The sequence below is a fragment of the Nonomuraea roseoviolacea subsp. carminata genome, from assembly GCF_024172185.1.
Lineage (GTDB): Bacteria > Actinomycetota > Actinomycetes > Streptosporangiales > Streptosporangiaceae > Nonomuraea > Nonomuraea roseoviolacea.
Map to the genome: position 1 here is coordinate 9,617,915 of NZ_JAMZEC010000001.1, position 15,945 is coordinate 9,633,859.

General features: G+C 74.2%; 14 protein-coding genes. 11 read left to right on the top strand and 3 right to left on the bottom strand.

All coding sequences use genetic code 11. The annotated features are described in order from the left end of the window. Positions 1–34 precede the first annotated feature (34 nt). Complete coding sequence (locus tag HD595_RS44845) at positions 35–715, bottom strand: DUF4142 domain-containing protein (protein ID WP_253780729.1); 681 nt, start codon at positions 713–715, stop codon at positions 35–37. Between the two features lie 241 nt (positions 716–956). On the opposite strand from HD595_RS44845, the gene HD595_RS44850 reads away from it, so the two are divergent. Then, positions 957–1,340: an STAS domain-containing protein gene (locus HD595_RS44850; RefSeq protein ID WP_253780732.1), complete on the top strand. Its 384-nt coding sequence runs from the start codon at positions 957–959 to the stop codon at positions 1,338–1,340. A 485-nt stretch (positions 1,341–1,825) separates the two neighbouring features. Here the strand turns inward: HD595_RS44850 and HD595_RS44855 are convergent, their stop codons facing one another. Then, a complete protein-coding gene (locus tag HD595_RS44855) occupies positions 1,826–2,374 on the bottom strand; it encodes a MarR family winged helix-turn-helix transcriptional regulator (RefSeq protein WP_253780735.1) in 549 nt (182 codons plus the stop codon). Between the two features lie 166 nt (positions 2,375–2,540). Further along, entirely contained in the window at positions 2,541–4,670 is a 2,130-nt protein-coding gene (locus HD595_RS44860; protein ID WP_253780737.1) for an AfsR/SARP family transcriptional regulator, read from the bottom strand. A gap of 263 nt (positions 4,671–4,933) precedes the next feature. Between HD595_RS44860 and HD595_RS44865 the strand changes: the two genes are divergently transcribed. The 10 genes from HD595_RS44865 to paaI are packed head-to-tail and all read left to right on the top strand — an operon-like array spanning position 4,934 to position 15,916. After that, a complete protein-coding gene (locus tag HD595_RS44865; RefSeq protein WP_301309764.1) occupies positions 4,934–6,577 on the top strand; it encodes an amino acid adenylation domain-containing protein in 1,644 nt (547 codons plus the stop codon). Positions 6,578–6,590: 13 nt separating this feature from the next. Then, complete coding sequence (locus HD595_RS44870; RefSeq protein ID WP_253780743.1) at positions 6,591–6,809, top strand: phosphopantetheine-binding protein; 219 nt, start codon at positions 6,591–6,593, stop codon at positions 6,807–6,809. Beyond that, entirely contained in the window at positions 6,806–8,131 is a 1,326-nt protein-coding gene (locus tag HD595_RS44875) for a flavin monoamine oxidase family protein (RefSeq protein ID WP_253780746.1), read from the top strand. The genes HD595_RS44870 and HD595_RS44875 overlap by 4 nt, the downstream gene beginning before the upstream one ends. Then, entirely contained in the window at positions 8,128–9,822 is a 1,695-nt protein-coding gene (locus tag HD595_RS44880; protein ID WP_253780749.1) for a class I adenylate-forming enzyme family protein, read from the top strand. The genes HD595_RS44875 and HD595_RS44880 overlap by 4 nt, the downstream gene beginning before the upstream one ends. Next, entirely contained in the window at positions 9,819–11,213 is a 1,395-nt protein-coding gene (locus tag HD595_RS44885; RefSeq protein ID WP_253780751.1) for a KamA family radical SAM protein, read from the top strand. Before HD595_RS44880 ends, HD595_RS44885 begins: the two co-directional genes overlap by 4 nt. Further along, positions 11,210–12,184 carry an ATP-grasp domain-containing protein gene (locus HD595_RS44890; RefSeq protein ID WP_253780752.1) on the top strand — a complete coding sequence of 325 codons (975 nt, stop codon included), beginning with the start codon at positions 11,210–11,212 and terminating at the stop codon, positions 12,182–12,184. The genes HD595_RS44885 and HD595_RS44890 overlap by 4 nt, the downstream gene beginning before the upstream one ends. Continuing rightward, the gene (locus HD595_RS44895) at positions 12,181–13,398 is read left to right on the top strand and encodes an AMP-binding protein (protein ID WP_253780753.1); all 1,218 of its coding nucleotides are present in this window, start codon (positions 12,181–12,183) and stop codon (positions 13,396–13,398) included. Before HD595_RS44890 ends, HD595_RS44895 begins: the two co-directional genes overlap by 4 nt. Beyond that, positions 13,395–14,651, top strand: coding sequence for an MFS transporter (locus HD595_RS44900; protein WP_253780754.1), 1,257 nt, complete (start codon positions 13,395–13,397; stop codon positions 14,649–14,651). The genes HD595_RS44895 and HD595_RS44900 overlap by 4 nt, the downstream gene beginning before the upstream one ends. A gap of 30 nt (positions 14,652–14,681) precedes the next feature. After that, positions 14,682–15,533, top strand: coding sequence for an SDR family NAD(P)-dependent oxidoreductase (locus tag HD595_RS44905; protein WP_253780755.1), 852 nt, complete (start codon positions 14,682–14,684; stop codon positions 15,531–15,533). Next, positions 15,530–15,916 (top strand): hydroxyphenylacetyl-CoA thioesterase PaaI, encoded by a 387-nt coding sequence (paaI, locus tag HD595_RS44910; protein WP_253780756.1) that lies wholly within the window; start codon positions 15,530–15,532, stop codon positions 15,914–15,916. Before HD595_RS44905 ends, paaI begins: the two co-directional genes overlap by 4 nt. The last annotated feature ends 29 nt before the right edge of the window (positions 15,917–15,945 follow it).

Consider the following 15,945-nt stretch of genomic DNA (forward strand, 5'->3'; position numbering starts at 1 on the left):
CGAGTCCGGAACGATCATCGGAGGCGCGCGCCGGTCACGCGGGCGGGGTGGGGAAGCTCTCAGGAGTGGTCAGGCCGGTGCTCTCCAGCAGGCGCTGGTGGTTGAGCACCGCGGCGTTGGCCTGCTCGGAGAAGCGGCGGACCAAGGTGTTCTGCGTGGTCCCGCGCACGGTGCCGATCAGGGTGAAGATCTTGCCGTGGGCCAGGCGGAGCCACTTGACGTAAGTGACGTCATAGGCGGATCCGGATCTGCTGGATATGTCGCTCATCCATGACTGCTGCTCGTCCGTCGGCTTCACCGGCAGCGTGACGTCCAGCTTCGCGGCCAGGTCGCGGACCTGCCCGTCCAGCGTGTGGTGCTGGGCCGCGATCCGCCTGCTGACCTCCCGGACCTTCGCCCTGCCGGCGCGCTGCATCGCGTCCTGGGCCATGGGCATCTCCCACAGGCTCGCCAGCCGGACCTTCCTGATGAGATCGCGGTCGGTCTCCGACAACGGCCCCCACCTGGTCTCCCGCGTGCCGATGTCGGCGGCCTCCGCCGCGGCCTGGGCCGGGACGGGCGAACGGGTCGGCCCGGCCCCGGCGGCGGGCGGCGCCGCGCCGAGGTCGCCGGCGCCGGAGCGCGGCGTCGGCGTGTACTGGGCGCAGGCGGCGAGCGCGCACAGCGCGACGGCGGCGCAACTGACGAGGAGCCCGCGGCTTCGGCCGAGTCTCATGCGCGCCATCCCTTCCGGGGCCTCGTACGCGGCCCTTCCGAGTGATGCTGGGTCACTCCGGGATACGCCCGCGCGGCGGCCGGGGGTTCAGCGCAGTGTGCAAGGTTTGCACGGAGCAACCACGCCGCCTTCTTCATGGCCCCGTACATTTCTTGCACAGGGCAAGGATCTGCTACCGTCAGCGACGGTGAGCCGGGAAGTCTGGTCGGCATCGTCGTGTCGTGCCTTCCGAAGGACAGTCATGAGCCCGAACCCCCTCCCTGCGCCGGAGCCGCCGTCCCTGCGGGTGGCGGAGTGGGAGGCCGGCCGCGTGATCGTGCTCGCGCTCAGCGGCGCCCTCGTCCAGGCCACGGCTCACGTACTGGAGCAGCCCCTGGTGCGCGCCCTCGCCCGGCGCGTCCCGCCGCTGGTCGTGGTGGACGCGGACCGGCTGAGCGCCGTCGATGCGGCGGGCGGCGACCTGCTCTCCCACGCGGTGCGGTACGCGGCGCAGGCCGGTGGCCGGCTCTTGGTGGCCGGTGGGGGCGAGCACGTCGTGGCGCATGTCGCCGATGCCCTGGCGCCCACGCTGGACGCGGCCCTGAGCGAGCTGGCCCGGCCGACCCGCCACAGCGACCCTTCGTAGCCGCCCCCGCGCGGCCGACCTACCGCCGCGGCCCCCGCTCCGTCCGGCCCCCCGGCCGGCACCCTGACGGCCCCTCCCAGCCGGACGACATCCTGGCGACCCGTCGCCGTGCTGCTCACCTTGCCCCGCCGGACGGCACCCTGACGGCCCCTCCCAGCCGGACAGCACCCTGAGGGCCCCGAGCCCTGAGGGCCGCCCCAGCCGGTCAGCACCCTGCGGCCCACCCCATCGGACGGCACCGCAGCGGCCCATCCCGGCCAGGCAGGACCCTCCTTGAGGTCGGCTGTCACGTGCGGGTGCGGGACCTTGTTCGCGCCCTCGCGGCTTCGGGGTCGACGCCGAGGGGGACGCGCGGGCGCCGGGTGATCGGGACGGCCCTCTCCGTGACGTTGTCAGCCACCGCGGCGCGCGAGCCGAGGTAGGAGGTCGGCTCGCCCCGGCCGGGCGGCATGGCGGCGGGCGGTGACCTGTCGCCGTTCCTGGGTTCAGAGCTCGTCGAGGAACTCGCCCTCGGCGATGGGCTGCTCGTCCGCCGCCAGGCTGAAGGTGTTCAGGGCCGCCACCATGGCGTCCCGCTGGTCCTGCGTGAGCTGGGCGAGGATCCGCGCCAGGTCGCCACGGCGGTGCCGGGTCACCCCGTCGACCAGGGCCCGCCCCTCCGGTGTGAGCGCGATGCGTACCGTGCGCCTGTCGCTCGCGGACCGGCTGCGCCGCACCAGGCGCTTGGCCACGAGCCGGTCGCACATGCGCGAGGCCGTCGACTGGTTCACCCCCAGCGCCTCCGCCAGAGTGGCCAGCCGTTGCGGCCCGCGCGCGGCGATCAGGACCAGCGCGCGATACTGGGGGAGAGTGACCTCACCGCCGGCGGCGGCGATGGAGCGCGCCGCCACGGCCACCAGCGCGCGGCTCGCGGTCAGCACCGCCTCCACCACGGGATCGTCCGCGGCCAGCTGTCCGGCGGCCGAGTCCACGGACAGTCCTCCGGCGGCCGAGTCACGCACCGTGTCCCCCATCACCCGCTCCACCGACGTCACTCCTGCAATCTAGCGGCGGGGCCCGCCCGGTCTCGCCCGTCCCCTCATACGAGCCCGCCCCGTCGTAGTCGTACGAGCCCGTCCTCTCGTAAGAGCCCGTCCCCTCGTAAGAGCCCGCCCCCTCGTACGGCCCGGGCCGCCGCCGCGAGTGCCGTGCGCCCATCGGCTAGAAGACCATCCTCACCCCGGCCCGCCGGATGGCGACCCACCGCGCCAGCGGGTCCACGCTCCCGCCGGCGTGGTGCCCGGCCGCCCGGACCGCCGGCGACGCCTCCGCGAGCGACAGAGCACCGTCCACCCGAGCCGCCGGCGACGCCTCCGCGAGCGACAAAGCACCATCCACCCGAGCCGCCGGCGGCGCCTCCGCGAGCGACAGGGCGCCGTCCGTCAGGGCGGGTGGCCGTACGGGCGTGTCCGGCGCGATGCCCGCGACGACCGTGAGGCGGCCGTCACCGGGGCGGGGCGCGGGCGGCTCCTCGCCGAGCATGGCGTGCAGCGCCGCCAGGGCGTGGTCCCGGGCGGCGGGGCTGTCCTCGGCGGCGGCCCGTTCGCGCGCGTACTCCCTGATCAGGTCGTGGAAGGTGTAGCGGCCGGGCCCGCACTCCTCGATCAGGTGCGCGGCGGAGAGCCGGCTCAGGAGCCGGTCGGCCGCCTCGGCCCCGGCGCCGATCAAGGCGGCGGCCTCCGAGCGGGTGAAGGCCGGCCACGGCAGCAGGCCCAGCAGCCGGAACAGCCGGCGGGACGGCGGATCGAGTCGGCGGTAGGACAGGTCGAAGGCCCCGCGGACCGCGGCGTGGGGGTCGTCGTGCAGGGCGAGGATGGGCAGCCGGGCCCGGGTGAGCCGGCGTGCCTGTCCGGCGATGTCCCTGCCCGGCGCGGCGACGATGGCGGCGGCGGCGATCCGCAGCGCCAGCGGCAGGTACCCGCAGAGCCGGGCGAGTTCCCGGGCGGCGGCGGGCTCGGCGGCTAATCGGCGGCTGCCGAGGATCGCGTCGAACAGCGCGACCGCCTCCTCGGGCATGAGCATGCCGAGCGGCACCGGGACGGCGCCGTCGCGGGCGACCAGGCCGGTCAGCCGGTCGCGGCTGGTGACGACGGTGACGCAGCGCCGGCCGCCGGGCAGGAGCGGGCGGACCTGGTCGACGCCGCCCGCGTCGTCCAGCACCACGAGCACCCGCCGGTCGGCCAGCAGGCTGCGGTAGGCGGCGCTCGCCTCCTCCACGGTGTCCGGCACCCGTTCCGGCGGCACACCGAGCGCGCGCAGCAGCCGGCCCAGCGCCTCGATGGGCGGCAGAGGCCGCTCCGGCGAGCAGCCGTGCAGGTTGACGTAGAGCTGGCCGTCGGGGAACAGCGAGCGGACCCGGTGGCCCCAGTGCACGGCCAGGGCGGTCTTCCCGACGCCGCCCGCGCCGGTCACCATGGCGACGGCGGCCGCCTCGCCGCGGACCGCGATCTCGTCGAGCACGCTCAGCTCCTGGTGGCGGCCGGTGAACGGCCCGGCCTCGGGCGGCAGCTGGGCGGGCACGGCCGCGGGCGCCGCGGCGGACAGGCGCGGGGCCCGGGCCATGCGCGCGTCACCGCGCAGGATGCGCTGGCGGAGCTGGCGCAGCTCGGGTCCGGGATCCAGTCCCAGCTCCTCGCTGAGGTGCCGGCGGGTGTGTTCGTAACGGTCCAACGCGTCGGCGCGGCGTCCGACCCGGCACAGCGCCACCATGAGCAGCCCCACCAGCCCCTCGCGCAGGGGGTGCGTCGCCACCAGCGCGATCAGCTCGGGGATGAGCACCGCGTCGCGTCCGGCGCGGGTCTCGGCGTTGAGGCACTCCTCGGTGACGGCCAGCCGTTCCTCGCTGAGCGTGTCGCGCAGCCGGTCCAGCAGTTCGCCGCCGGTGATGCCGGTCAGCGGTTCCCCCCGCCACAGCGCCAGGGCGCTGCGCATGCCCGCCGCCTGGGCCTCGTCCGTCTCCGTGGCCCGCGCCCGCGCCACCAGCAGCCGGAACTCGTGCAGGTCGACCTGCTCGGCCGCCAGGCCCAGCAGGTAGCCCTGCGGGCCGTGGACGATCGTGACGCCGGCCCTGGCCAGGACCTGCCGCAGCCGGGACACGTAGCCCTGCACCAGGCCCCGGGCGCCGGCCGGCGGCTGTTCCCCCCACAGCGCCGCGATCAGCCGCTCCATCGACACCGTGCGTCCGGCGTCGAGGGCGAGCAGCGCCAGTACGGCGCGCTGGCGTGGTGTGCCGAGCGGGATCTCGTGGCGCCCCCGCGACGCCCGGACCGTTCCCAGAAGCCCGATTCTCACGGTCTGCTCCAGACCTGTCAGGTCTGTTTCAGCTGACATATCTCTCCCCGTCTGAAACATCGTTGTGACAGCGCGTGATGCCGGAGATACCGGACGAAGTCCAGTGCGCATCCTGTCCAAAACAAGCTCGCATCCAGTGCTCTCCAACACCATGAACACGATTTCCCCGCATTCGTACCGCAACAGCCTTCGGATTGCGTATCGCGCCGTATTCGGCCAGCTCCGGAAAAGGGGTAAGTGTGTCCTATCCATTTCGTGACGTGATGGAAGCGTTTTCCGAAACGGTGCGCCTTCATCCGGACCGCCCGGCCGTGACGCGCCATGACCGGACGGTCACGTACGCGGAACTGGACGCCTGGGTCCGGGCGACGGCGCGCCGGCTCGGCCCGGAGCCCGGAGTGGTCGGGGTGCTGACGTCACGCTCGGCGGACACCGTGGCCGCGCTGCTCGGCACGCTGGCGGCCGGCGGGGTCTACTGCCCGATCGATCCGGCGTACCCGTGGCCGCGCCGGGAGGCGCTGATGGCGGCGAGCGGCTGCCGCATGGTGATCGGCGAGCCGGGCTCCGCCGTGCCGTCCGGGGTGCGCCTGATCCGGCTTCCCGAGCCGCCCGATCCCGGCATGCGCCTGACCCGGCTTCCCGAGCCGCCCGATCCCGGGGTACGCCTGGTCGGGCTTCCCGACCCCGGCGGCGCCGGCTTCGTGGCGGCGGCGCCGGACGACCCCGCGTACATCCTGTTCACCTCCGGCTCCACCGGCGAGCCCAAGCCGGTCGTGACGCCCCGGGGCGCGATCTCGGTCGTGACGGCCGGGCTGCGCGAGCTGTTCGGGATCACCCCCGACGACCGGGTGCTCCAGTTCGCGTCCCTCAACTGGGACACCTGCCTGGAGGAGATCCTGCCCGCGCTGACCTCGGGCGCGACGCTGGTCTTCCACGACCACGCGTACTCCGGGTCGCTCCACCGGATGCTGCGGATGATCGACGCCGAGCGGATCACCGTCCTCGACCTCCCCACCGCGTTCTGGCACGAGCTGGTCCATCACCTGACGGCCGAGCGGGCCGCCCTCCCGCGGTCGGTGCGGCTGGTCGTCGTCGGCGGCGAGGCAGTCAGCCCGGCACGGCTGGCCGGCTGGCGCGCCCTCGGCCTGGACACCGTCCGCCTGCTCAACACGTACGGCTGCACCGAGACCACGCTCATCACGCACGCCATCGACCTGCACGGCCCGCACGCCCGGGAAGGCGGGCCGGACGACCGGGTGCCGATCGGCCGGCCCCTCCCCCACGTCGTCGAGCGGATCACCGAGGAGGGCGAGCTGCTGGTCGGCGGCCCCGCGCTGGCCCTGGGGTACCGGGACCGGCCGGAGGCCACCGCCGAACGGTTCGCCGAGCTGGACGACCCGGACGACCCCGCCGACCCCATCGACCCGGACGATCCGGACGATCCGGACGACCCGGACGACCCGGACGACCCCACCGATCCGGCCGTGACCCGGCGCTACTTCCGCACCGGCGACCGGGTCAGCCGCCGCCCGGACGGCGCGCTGGTCCACGAGGGGCGGCTGGACCACCAGCTCAAGGTGCGCGGCATCCGGGTGGACCCGGGCGAGGTGGAGGCCCAGATCGCCGGCCACCCGCGCGTCGGGGCGGTGGCCGTGGTCGGCGTCCCGGTCGCCGGCCACACGACGCTCGCCGCCTACGTCGTGCCCCGCTCCTCCACCACGCCCGCCGCCATGCCCGCCGACACGACCGCGTCCCTGGCCGCGGAGGTCCTGGACTACCTGCGCGAGCACGTCCCGGCCCATCTCGTCCCCCACCGGATCACCGTCGTACCCGAGCTCGTCCACACGGCGAGCGGAAAAGTCGACCGCGCCGGATCGCACCGGCGATACCGGTCGGCCGCCGTTTAAGGAGACCCCTTTCATGAATGTCGACGCCGTATCGGCCGTATTCCGCGAAGTGCTGGAAATTCCCGAGGTCACCGCTGATTCCGACTTTTTCGTCATGGGCGGGGATTCGCTGCTCGCCACGCGCGTGCTGAGCGCGGTCGCCCGCGCCACCGGGGTGGAGCTGGAATTCGACGACCTCCTCGACGCGCCCACCCCGAACGCCCTTTCCAAGAAGATCGCGGAGGCGGCGTGAACGTCGTCGTCGTGGGAGCCGGTCTGGCGGGGCTGACCGCGGCGACCGAGCTGGTCGCGCGCGGCGCCGAGGTCACCGTGCTGGAGGCGCGGGAGCGGGTGGGCGGCCGGACGCACGGCCTGGAGGTCGAACCGGGCGGCTGGGTGGACGCGGGCGCCGCCTACCTGGGTGAGCGGCACACCGCGCTCACCGCCCTGCTCGCCGAGCTGGACCTGAAGACCACGCCGGCCACCGTGGCGGGGGCCAGCCGGTTCGCCCTGCGCGACGCCGGCGCCACCAGGCCCGGCCGGTTCCCGCCGCTGTCCGCGGTCGCGCTGGGCGAGATGTTCGACGCGCTGGAGGAGGTCACCCGGCTCGTACGGCCGGACGCGCCCTGGCTGACGGAGGACGCCGCCCGGCTCGACGGCCTGACCGCGGAGCGGTGGGCGGCCGAGCGCCTGCGCCACCCGGACGCGCGGCTGTTCTTCTCGCTGTTCCTCGGCGAGATGATGGCCGCCGACCCCGCCCGCGTGTCGGTCCTGCACATGGCCTTCTACCTGCGCTCCGGCGGCGGGATCCGCTACCTCAACGCGTTCGAGGGCGGCGCGCAGGAGTGGCGGATCGCCGGCGGCGCGCACCAGGTGTGCGAACGGCTGGCCGCCGCCCTGGGCGACCGGGTACGCCTGGGCGAGCCGGTCCTGGAGCTCCACCAGGACGCGGGCGGCGTCACCGCCACCACCCCGCGCGGCCGGGTGCGGGGCACCCACGCCGTGGTGGCGGTCCCGCCGGTGCTCGCCGACGCGATCGACCTGCGGCCCGGGCCGCCCGCGCCCCGCTCCACCCCGGCGACCGGCCCTGGCTGCGCGGTGAAGGTCCACCTGGTCTACCCGTCGCCGCTGTGGCGGGAGCTCGGCCTGTCCGGCTGGTCGGTCAGCGCCGAGGGTCCCCTGCTGTCCACCGTGGACGACTCCCCCGCCGGGGAGCGGGCAGGGGTGCTCACCGGCTTCGTCACCGGAGCCGAGGCCCGCCGCTACGCCGCGCTCCCCGCCCCCGAGCAGCGCGGGCTGGCCGTGGCGCAGGCCGCGCGGCTGTTCCCCGAGCTGCCGCCGCCGATCGCGTTCCACCTCACCGACTGGGTCGGCGAGCCGTACAGCCGGGGCTGCTACGCGGCCCTGTTCGGCCCCGGCGACTGGCCGCGCCTCGGCCCCGGGCTGACCGCGCCGCACGGGCGCGTGCACTGGGCCGGCACCGAGACCAGCACCGAGTTCTTCGGCCTCATGGAAGGCGCCATCCGGTCAGGTCACCGCGTGGCCGCAGAGATCACCTGGAGGGAAACACCATGACCTCGATCGCACCCCTGCCCGTCCGCCGGCGGTTCATGACCGAGCCCGGCCTGGGCGCGGGCAACTTCCTCGACCACGCCCTGGAGGGCAACCCCCACCGGGACGTGCCGTTCGTCCACACCCACCGCGTCGACCACCGCGGCCAGGTCGTGCTGCGCGGCCACAGCCTGCTGGACCTGGCCCGGATGCGCGACGGCTACGCCCGCTGGTACCACGCCAACGGCGTGCGGCCGGGCGACCCGGTCGCGATCGTCGTGGCCGAGGGCCTGGAGCCGCTGATCCACTTCCTGGCGCTCACCGCGCTCGGCGCCATCCCGGCGATGGTCAACGACGCGATGCGACCGGACGTCATGATCCGCTACCTCAACCACGTGGGCGTGGTGGGCGTCGTGGCCGACGACACCACCCGGCTCCAGCTCGCCTACCGCGACGACCCCCAGAACCGGCCGCGGTTCGTCGCGCTCGCCTCCGAGGTGCGCGCCTTCGACGCCGCCTCGGGCACGCTGCCGGAGTCCTACCCCCACCGCCACGAGCCGGACGACATCGTGGCGCTGATCCACTCCTCCGGCACCACCGGCGTGCCCAAGTCCACGACGCTCGGCCACCGGTCCTTCTGGGACGGCAAGCAGGCCAGGATGGAGCGTTTCCCGGCGGAGCCGTACGACCGGCTCATGTCGCTCATGCCGCACACGCACGCGGGCGGCCTGAGCTACTTCCTCACCGCGGTCCTGCTCGGCCTGCCGACCGTCGTCATGTCGGACTGGCGCCGCGCCGTGGTGGAGCCGGTGATGGAGGCGTTCCAGCCCACGATGGTCGCCTCGTTCCCGCGCACGTTCGTCGAGCTGGCCACCGGCGAGCCGCCGGTCAGGGGCGCGGCGCGGGTGCACTCGTGGTTCAACACCGGCGACTCCGCCCACTACGGGCACATCCGCCGCCTGGTCCAGCTCGGCGAGCGTCCGGCCGGGCTGATCCAGCCGTGGTTGCTGCCCGCCGGCGCCTCGGCCGGCGAGCCGCAGCCGGGCTCGCAGTTCATCGACGGGCTGGGCTCGTCCGAGATGGGCATGGCGCTGTTCGGCATGGTGTTCACGCCCGAGACGCCGCGCGACGACCGCTGCGTGGGCAGGGCGCAGGACGCGGTCGTCAAGGCCGCGGTGCTGGACGAGAACGGCGAGGAGGTGCCCGACGGGACCGTCGGGCTGCTGGGGGTGATCACCCCCTCCCGCACCCCCGGCTACTGGAACGACCAGCGCCTGACCGAGAGCTTCGAGCTCAACGGCTTCTGGCTGACCGGCGACGTGGCCCGCCGCGACGCCGAGGGCAGGTTCTACCACCTCGACCGCACCGTGGACGTCATCGACACCCTGGCCGGGCCGGTCTACAGCCTGCCCGTCGAGGAGGTCCTCATCGCCGACTGCGCGGACCTGGTGCAGGACTGCTCGGTCGTCGGCGTGCCGGGGCCGCCGGGCGAGGGGCAGCGGCCGATCGCCGTGGTGCGGCTGCAGGCGGAGGCCGCCGGCGCCACCGCCGAGGAGGTGCGCGAGCGGGCCAACAAGGCGCTGGCCGAGGCCGGTCTCGCCACGCTGGCCGCGGTGGTCGTCGCCAGGACCGGCGAGGACTACCCGCTCGGCCCCACCGGCAAGGTGCTCAAGCGCGAGCTCCGCACCCGGCACGCGACGCTGTTCGCCGCATGAGCCACCCGATGACCGCCGGCGCCGCCGATCTCCTGCGTGAGGCCGGCGCCGCCGGCCCGCTCTACAGGTACGCGCGCCGCCCGCTCGTGGAACCGGACTGGCGGCGGCTGCCGGGCTGGCGCGGCGTCACCGAGGCGCAGTGGCGCGACGCCCAGTGGCAGCGCGCCCACTGCGTGAAGAACGCCCGCCAGCTCCGCGCCGTGGCCGGCGACCTGCTCCAGGAGTCCTTCTACGCCGACCTCCGGGCCGACGCGGAGCGCTTCGCGACCATGTCCATGCTGGTCACCCCGCAGTTGCTGAACGTGATGGCGCCCGGCGCCGCCCTGGAGCCGGCCGCCTTCACCGAGGCGTTCCTGGCCGACCCGGTCCGCCGGTACCTGCTGCCGGTGGCCTCGGACCGGCAGCCCGAGTGGCCCAGCCACCCGCGGGCCCGGCGCGACTCCCTGCACGAGGCCGAGATGTGGGTGGTGGAGGGGCTGACCCACCGGTACCCGACCAAGGTCCTGGCCGAGCTGCTGTCCACCTGCCCGCAGTACTGCGGGCACTGCACCCGGATGGACCTGGTCGGCTCCTCCACCCCGCAGATCACCAAGGCGCGGCTGACGCTCAAGCCGGTGGACCGGGAGGAGCTGATGCTGGACTACCTCAAGCGCACCCCGCAGGTGCGCGACGTGGTCGTCTCCGGCGGCGACGTGGCGAACGTGCCGTGGCCCCGGCTGGAGTCGTTCCTGCTGCGCCTGCTGGACCTGGAGTCGGTGCGCGACGTCCGCCTGGCGACCAAGGCCCTGGTCGGGCTGCCGCAGCACTGGCTCCAGCCGCGCGTCGTCGAGGGCATGGGCCGGGTGGCCGGGCTCGCCCGCCGCCGCGGGGTGAACCTCGCCGTGCACACCCACGCCAACCACGCGCAGTCGGTGACGCCGCTGGTGGCGGAGGCGGCCCGGGCGCTGTTCGAGGCCGGGGTGCGGGACGTGCGCAACCAGGGCGTGCTGCTGCGCGGGGTCAACACGACCGCGGCCGACCTGCTCGACCTGTGCTTCGCCCTGCAGGGGGAGGCCGGCATCCTGCCGTACTACTTCTACCTCTGCGACATGATCCCGAACGCCGAGCACTGGCGGATCCCGCTCCACCAGGGCCTGCGGCTGCAGGAAGCGATCATGGGCTACCTGCCGGGGTACGCGACGCCCCGGGTCGTGTGCGACGTGCCGTACGTCGGCAAGCGGTGGGTGCACCAGGTGGCCGCGTACGACCGCGAGCGCGGCATCTCCTACTGGGCCGGCAACCACGGCATCGGCCTGGGCGAGCCGCCCGGCCCCGATCGCCGCTTCCCCTTCTACGACCCGATCGACACGCTCCCGGAGCCGGGCCGCCTCTGGTGGAAAGGACAACGATGAGCTCGCTGCGCCGCATGTGCTGGATCTTCCCGGACCGGGAGTCGACGCGGGCCCAGGCGATGTGGCACCCCTTCTTCTGGGACCTGTACGCCGAGGTGGCCGAGGAGCTGGGCCTGACCTGGTGCCGGCACGCGCCCGACGCGGTGACGGTCGACGGCCTCGACACGGGCAAGCCGCGCGTCTACGTGGACCGGGAGCGGGTCACCCCCGAGGACACGCTGTTCATCACCGCCCTGTACTCGCTGCCGTACCAGTCGATGGACGTCTTCAACCAGTACGCGCTCTACGCCGTGCTGGAGCAGGCCGGCTTCTACCTGCCGTTCCCGGCGTGGCTGTCGCCCATCGCCAACGACAAGCTGGCCACGGTGCTGTTCCTGCGCGACTCCCCCGTGCCGCCCGTCCCGACCGTGCGGATCGGCACCGGCCGGGACACCGGCAAGTACCTGTACGAGGCGGCGCTGGGCGAGCTGACGTACCCGGCCATCGTCAAACCGTCCGGGTGGTGCGGCGGGGGCGGGGTGAACCTGGCGCGCGACGCCGAGGAGATCCGCGGCCTGGCCAGCCTGGCGCAGGGCGGCGACACCGCGCTGGTGGTCCAGCCGTACCTGGGTGACGGCACCGTGGACTACCGCGTCTACGTCGTGGACGGCGAGCCGTACGCCGTCATGAAACGCATCCCGCAGCCCGGCTCGCCGGTCGCCAACGCCAGCAGGGGCGGCGCGATGGAGTTCCCGGAGGTCCCGGCCGAGCTGGCCGCGGCCACCGCGTACTTCGCGGCCCGGCTGCCCATCCCGTTCTTCTGCGTCGACTTCCTCTTCGACGGGGAGCGGTACTGGTTCTCCGAGCTGGAGCCCGACGGGGTGATCGCGCCGGACTGGGGCGACCCCGCCCGCGCCCTCCAGCGCGACATCACCCGCGCCCGCTGGACCGCCTACCGCGACGCCCACACCCGATGGCTGGAGAGAACATGACCGACTTCTCGCTGTCCCCCGACCCCGACCTGCGCGTTCCGCAGCGCACGCTGGAGCGCCTGAAGACCGTCCCCGCGCTCGCCCTCCGCTACGCCGGCCACGACAAGATCCTGTCGCTGCGGGACGTGGCCGCGCTGCCGACGCTGGTCAAGGACGAGCTGAACGTGGCGCTCGCGCACCTGCGGCCCAGGGCCGAGCACGGCGCCACCTGGCTGTTCCAGAGCGGCGGCAGCACCGGCGCGCCCAAGGTCGGCCACGCCCCCACCGGTTTCTACATGACCGGCGTGCACGCCCAGTGGCGGCCCCTGGACCGCGACGACGTCTTCGTCAACGGCTGGGGCGCCGGGCGCATGTGGGGCGCCCACTTCCTGGCCGCCGCGTTCGCCGACCTGTCCGGCTGCGAGGTCATCGCGCTCGGCTCGGTCACCAGGGACGAGTACGGCGACTGGCTGTCGTTCCTCGCGGCCCGGGGCGTGACCGCGTTCGGGGGCACGCCCAGCGTGCTGCGGCTGTGGTTCGCCCACGCCCGCGCCACCGGGGTCCGCCTGCCGAGCCTGCGCAAGGTGCTCTGGCTGGGCGAGGCGTGGCACCCGCAGCTCGACGAGGACCTGGCCGTGGTCGCGCCGGACGCGCGCCGGTGGGGCATGTTCGGCAGCACCGAGACCTGGGTCGCGGGCACGAACACGCCGGACTGCCCGGCCGACGTCTTCCACCCGCTGCCCGAGCAGCTCGTGCACGTGGGCGAGGACGAGCTGCTGGACTTCACCACCCTCAACCCGGACATGCTCAACCCCGTGCTCCGCTACCGGACCGGCGACGCCGGCCGGTTCGTCGCCTGCCCGTGCGGGGCCGAGGGCAGGGCGCTGCGCATCCTCGGCCGGCGCGACTCCGTGGTGCAGGTGCGCGGCCTCGGCCTGCACGTCGACGACATCGTGGCACAGGCCGAGCGGGAGCCCGGCGTCTCGCGGGCCCAGGTCGTCGTCACCGAGCAGCGCGGCCGGGTCGCCACCGTCGAGGTGCTGCTGCTGGCCGGCGGCGACGCGCCTCCCGGCCTGGCCGAGCGGCTGCGGCGCGACCTGATGGCCGCGACCTTCACCCTCAGCACGGCCTTCCAGCACGACCCGGAGTCCTTCCGCGTACGCGTGGTGGACGCGCTGGTCAGCAACGAGCGCACCGGCAAGACCGCGAGCTTCGTGGTCAGGGAGGGCTCGTGAGGCTGTCCCTGGGGCGGGAGTTCATGCTGTTCTGGTCCGGCCAGACGGTGAGCCTCGTCGGCGACCGGATCACCGTGTTCGTCGTCCCGACACTGATGATCTTCGCGTTGGACGCCTCGCCGTTCGAGGTGGGCGTGGTCTCCATGGCGCAGTACCTGGGCATTCCGCTGCTCGGGCCGATCGCGGGCGTCCTGGTGGACCGGTGGAACAAACGCGTCACCATGCTGGCCTGCGACCTGGTGCGGCTGGCCGCGATCGCGGCCGTCCCGATCGCCTACTGGGCCGGGGTGCTGACCACGCCGCTGCTGTTCGTCTGCGTGGCGCTGGTCAGCGGGGCGACGATCTTCTTCAACGTCGGCTACCTCGTCGCCGTGCCCGCCACCGTGCCGCAGGACCGGCTGGTCCACGCCTACTCCCGGCTGGAGGGCAGCCGGACGGTGTCGGAGGTGGCCGGGCCGTCGATCGCCGCCGGGCTCTACCACGCGCTCGGCGCGGCGGCCCTGCTCGTGGACGCGGCCACCTACCTGGTCTCGGCCGCCTGCTTCACCGCCATGCGCCCGTGGGGCACCGCGACGGTCCACCAGGGGTCGGTGCGCTCGCGGCTGGCGCTAGGGTTCCGGCTGAACTGGGCGGATCCGGTGCTGCGCCGGGTGGTCGTGGCGGCCGTGACGCTGAACTCGGGCGGGCCCGTCTTCGTGACCGTCCTGCCCGTGCTGGCCTACCAGGGGCTGGGGGTCCAGGTCGCCGCGTACGGCGCCGCGATGTCGGCGGCGGCCGTCGGGGCCGTGCTGGGGGCCCTCGCGGCGCCCAGGATCGGCGCCCGGCTGGGGCTGGGCCGCACCATGGCGTGGGCGCTGCTGCTGCACTGCCTGGTGGGGCTGGGCGTGCTGGCCGCGCCCGCGCTGCCGCCGCCCGTCGTGATCGGCGTGACGATCGGCTGCTACGGCTTCTTCATGTCCTGCATCAACGTCTGCAGCGCGCCCATCCGCCAGTCGCGGATGCCGGCGGAGAACCAGGGCGTGATGCACGCGGCCTTCCGTACCGCGACGTGGGGCGTGATCCCGCTGGCCGCCCTGGCGGGCGGCTCGGCGGTCACCCTGCTCACGCCCGGCCTGGGCGTGCTGGACGCCGCCCGGGTGGTCATGGCGGTCGGGACGCTGCTCGCGGCGCTGTCCTTCCTGCCCGCGCTGGGCATCCAGCCGCTGCTCGACCGGGCGGAGCGGGAGCGCGTCCTGAACGGGAGCACGGCATGAACAGGAGCGCGCCTTGAAAGGGAGCACGGCATGAAGACGGTGCTGATCACGGGGACCTCGTCGGGTGTCGGGCTGGCGACGGCGGTCGCCGCGGCGCGGGCCGGGTTCGCCACGGTGGCGACCATGCGCGACCCGGACCGGGCCGGCGAGCTGCTGGAGGCCGCCGGGGAGGCGGGCGTCGAGGTGGACGTGCGGCGGCTCGACGTCACCGAGGCCGGGTCGCCCGAGTCCTGCCTGCGCGGCGTGCGGGAGGACTACGGGCGGCTGGACGCGCTGGTCAACAACGCGGGCGTGTCCAACTTCGACCCCACGATGGAGATGTCCACCATGGAGGCCCTGCGGGCCAACCTGGAGGTCAACTTCTTCGGGGTGATCGCCGTCAGCCGGGTGGCGATGCCGCTGCTGCGGGCCTCGGGCGGGCGGCTGGTGAGCGTCGGCAGCGTGCACGGCGTCGTCGGGCAGCCGTTCAACGAGGCGTACGCGGCGGCGAAGTTCGCGGTCGAGGGGTTCATGGAGAGCCTGGCGCCGGTCGCGGCCTCCCAGGGGGTGACGGTGTCGGTGGTCGTGCCCGGCTTCGTCGCCGACACCCGGTTCGGGATTTTTCCGGACATCAACCGGAAGACCATCCAGGCCGCCTCCGGCCCCTACGCCCGGACCTTCGCCGACTACATCGACTGGGTGCGCGGCGCGGGCTGGGAGGGGGCCGGGCAGTCCAAGAGGGAGGTGGCCGAGGTGATCGTCGGTGCGCTGACCGCCGAGGACCCGCCCTTCCGCATCGCCACCAGCGCCTGGGTGTCCGGCTACCTGGCGGCCAAGCTCGCCGACGCCGACGGCTCGGCCGTGCGCGCCCTTGCCCGTACCTGGATCGGGGCCCCCGAGTGAGCGGCCACACCGAGGACGCGGCCTGCCGGTCGCTCGGGATCACGCTGGAGGACCTCGGCCCCGGCCGGGCCCGGCTGCGCATGCGGATCACCGACGACATGGTCAACCTGCACGGCGTCGCCCACGGCGGCTACGTGTTCCTGCTCGCCGACGCCGCCTTCGCCTACGCCTGCAACAGCCGCGGCCCGGTCACCGTCGCGCACAGCGCCCAGGTGACCTTCGTCCGCCCGGCGGCGCCCGGAGAGGACCTGCTGGCCGAGGCGGAGGAGCGGGTGCGCTACGGCAGGCACGGCGTCTACGACGTCACCGTGCGCCGTCCCGGCGGCGAGGTCGTCGCCGAGTTCCGCGGCCAGAGCGTCGCCGTCTCCGGCAGGCCGTCGTGAAGGCCAAGTCGCATGAAGGCCACGTCGTC